Origin of the sequence: Dietzia sp. CQ4, from assembly GCF_014145125.1 — a bacterium.
In the GTDB taxonomy this organism is placed as follows: Bacteria; Actinomycetota; Actinomycetes; order Mycobacteriales; family Mycobacteriaceae; genus Dietzia; species Dietzia natronolimnaea.
The window spans coordinates 1-3,063 of the sequence record NZ_JAALDZ010000416.1 but is presented as its reverse complement, the minus strand read 5'-3'; the positions used below and the strand labels follow the sequence as shown (position 1 = coordinate 3,063).

The window sequence follows — 3,063 nt, the reverse complement described above, 5'->3', positions numbered from 1 at the left end:
CCACCGTCCGGCAGCTCCCCGCTCGGGGGCACCTCACCCCGGGGTGGCTCCCCCATGAGCGCCGGCGTCTCCTCCGCCTCGCCGACGGCCGCGCCGTCGCCCGCCCCGGTACCCGCCACGGAGTCGGCTATCACGAGTGCCGTCAGGACGACCAGCACCGGGATCGCGTACGCCCGCCAGCCCCACGTGGTGAAGAACCGACCGACGGGGCTCTGCTTGCGCAGGTGGTCCCTGGCGCCGGGGACCGAGCGACGACGACCGGGGGTCGTCTCCTCCGCCGGATCCCACGGGGCCCGCAGCGGCTCACCGTGGGGAGGGTAGTACGGAGAGCGGTCCCCGCGGTGTGCCGGAGCGTCAGCCCGCGAGGTGGACCCGGCGTCGACACCGTCCGACGTCCGGCGACGGCCGTCGCTCATCCGCACACCTCCAGGTCCGCTCCGGTCAGGCTCGAGTCAAGGTCTCCACGATCCCACATCCCGAGGTGGTCGCCTTCTCCGGCACTCCGCCCGTACGGGTATTGTCCGTCTGGCCCGGTCGACCGTCGACCCGACGTCCGGGAGGACAGGAGCCAGACGATGACAAGCCCGGGCGGACCGTCCCCGACGGCTCCGGGGCGCGCCAGGGCGACCCGGCTGCCCCGAGGAGCCCGACGACGCCAGCTCCTCGACGCGGCGGGGACCGTGTTCGTGGACCAGGGTTTCCACGCCTCCGGGATGGACGACATCGCCGTCCTGGCCGGGGTCTCCAAACCGGTGCTGTACCAGCACTTCGATTCCAAGCGCGACCTGTACATCGAGGTGCTGCGGCATCACGTGGACGAGCTCCTCGGCCGCATCCGGGCGGCGCTGGACTCGACCTCGGACAACCGGCGTCGCGTCGAGGCGGCGGTCGACACGTTCTTCGCGTACGCCGATTCCGACACCCGCGGCTTCCGGCTGGTGTTCACCTCCGAGTCCGGCGACGAGGAGGTCCGGCGCGAGCTCGACCGCGCCACCGACGGCTGCATCGACGCCGTACACGACCTGGTCAGGGGCGATTCCGGGCTCGACGCGCACCGGTCGCGTCTGCTCGCGGTGGGCCTCGTGGGTGCGAGCCGGGTCAGCGCCGGCCACTGGCTCGACGCGGGCCGACCGATCTCCCGCGCCGACGCCGTCTCCACGACCGTCACCCTGTGCTGGGGCGGACTGTCGAAGATCCCTCGTCAGGGCGGGGACCGGCCCGCCCCGGACGCCTAGGAGAGGAACCCGACCGCGCGCCGCGCCGACTCACCGATCTCGACGTAGGCGACCCGGTCGGTCGACACGAGATAGCGCCGACCCTTCTCGTCGTCCAGCTCCAACACTGCCTTGCTCTCCGCGGTGAGAGCGGCCTCCACGCGGGCGTGCACGTCCTCCGGGTTCATCCCGGTCTTGAACACGAGTTCGCGATTGCTGTCGGCGATGCCGATCTTGACCTCCACGGTGCCTGCCCTTCTCATCGTCGGCGCATGTCTCGCCGTCGTCGGTGATACGTGGGACCCAGGCTAGCCCGGACCCGGTGTCCCGCGGCGTCACGGGATAGGGTGGACCCACGTGGATCACACCCGCGCCCGGTCCGCTGGTCGGACCCCGCACCGAGGATCCGCGTGGAAATGTGCGCGCGCCCCGCTCGCCGAGGCCGTCCATCGGAAGGCCCGTCCTCCCGCGCGCGAGACGAGAAAGGCACCGCCCTGTCCACTACAGATGTGACCACCAGCGAAGTCGACGGCATGGCCACGACGACCGCGGTCGTCGACGCCCCGTCCTCCGACTCCTCCCCCAGCTTCGCCGAACTCGGCGTCCGCCCCGAGATCGTCACCGCGCTCGGTGAGCGCGGCATCACCCACACCTTCGCCATCCAGGAACTCACCCTCCCACTGGCGCTGGCGGGGTCCGACCTCATCGGCCAGGCCCGTACGGGGATGGGCAAGACCTACGGCTTCGGCGTCCCCCTCCTGCACCGCATCTCGACGGGCGAGGTGACCCGGGAGCTCGACGGCACGCCACGGGCCCTCATCATCGTTCCCACCCGCGAGCTGTGTGTCCAGGTCACCCAGGACCTCAAGATCGCCGCCACCGGTCTCACCGCCCCCGGCGGGTCGGGAACCCGGCCGCTCAAGGTGCTGGCCATCTACGGCGGAACCCCCTACGAGCAGCAGACCGACGCCCTGGAGAAGGGCGTCGACGTGGTGGTGGGAACCCCCGGCCGTCTGCTCGACCTGGCCAACCAGTCGAAGCTGGTGCTCGGCAAGGTCGAGGTGCTGGTCCTCGACGAGGCCGACGAGATGCTCGACCTGGGCTTCCTGCCGGACATCGAGAAGCTGCTCCGGATGGTCCCGGAGCAACGGCAGACCATGCTCTTCTCGGCCACCATGCCGGGACCGATCATCACCCTGGCGCGGACGTTCCTCACCAAGCCCACGCACATCCGGGCGGAGGCCGCCGACTCCGGCGCCACGCACGAGAACACCACCCAGTTCGTCTACCGGGCGCACTCCATGGACAAGCCCGAGGTGGTCTCACGGATCCTGCAGGCGGACGGACGCGGCGCCACGATGATCTTCTGCCGCACCAAGCGCACGGCCCAGAAGCTCGCCGACGACCTGGCCGAACGGGGCTTCCGCGTGGGGGCGATCCACGGCGACCTGGGCCAGGGCGCTCGCGAGAAGTCGCTCAAGGCGTTCCGCACCGGGGAGGTCGACGTCCTCGTGGCGACCGATGTCGCGGCGCGCGGAATCGACGTCGACGACGTGACCCACGTCATCAACTACCAGTGCCCCGAGGACGAGAAGACCTACGTCCACCGGATCGGCCGCACCGGTCGGGCCGGCCGCAAGGGCGTCGCCGTCACCCTCGTGGACTGGGACGACCTGCCCCGCTGGGGACTCATCGACAAGGCGCTCGGCCTGGGGCACGGCGAGCCCGCCGAGACCTATTCGACCTCCCCCCATCTGCGCGCCGAGCTCGGCATCCCCGAGGGCGCGGGGGGCCGGGTCGGGGCCGCGACCGGGACCGGCTCGGGTCGGCGACCGGCCGATCGCGAGGC

The 3,063-nt window shown here is 71.5% G+C and carries 3 protein-coding genes and 1 pseudogene; 2 read left to right on the top strand and 2 right to left on the bottom strand.

Annotated elements, in window-relative coordinates; genetic code table 11:
- Nucleotides 1-416: pseudogene (locus G6031_RS18090) on the bottom strand (hypothetical protein); the annotation flags it as partial.
- A 159-nt stretch (nt 417-575) separates the two neighbouring features.
- Here G6031_RS18090 and G6031_RS18085 point away from each other — a divergent pair.
- Nucleotides 576-1,235 carry a TetR/AcrR family transcriptional regulator gene (locus G6031_RS18085; protein ID WP_179524796.1) on the top strand — a complete coding sequence of 220 codons (660 nt, stop codon included), beginning with the start codon at nt 576-578 and terminating at the stop codon, nt 1,233-1,235.
- Here the strand turns inward: G6031_RS18085 and G6031_RS18080 are convergent.
- A complete protein-coding gene (locus tag G6031_RS18080; protein WP_107748545.1) occupies nt 1,232-1,459 on the bottom strand; it encodes a DUF3107 domain-containing protein in 228 nt (75 codons plus the stop codon). The genes G6031_RS18085 and G6031_RS18080 overlap by 4 nt on opposite strands.
- Before the next feature lie 288 nt (nt 1,460-1,747).
- On the opposite strand from G6031_RS18080, the gene G6031_RS18075 reads away from it, so the two are divergent.
- Nucleotides 1,748-3,063, top strand: a 1,316-nt coding sequence (locus tag G6031_RS18075; RefSeq protein WP_182654026.1) for a DEAD/DEAH box helicase, incomplete at its 3' end; no start/stop codon positions are given.

Excerpts from the sequence above, each read along its gene's own strand:
- G6031_RS18085 (WP_179524796.1), top strand. The coding sequence starts at position 576 with ATGACAAGCCCGGGCGGACCGTCCCCGACGGCTCCGGGGCGCGCCAGG.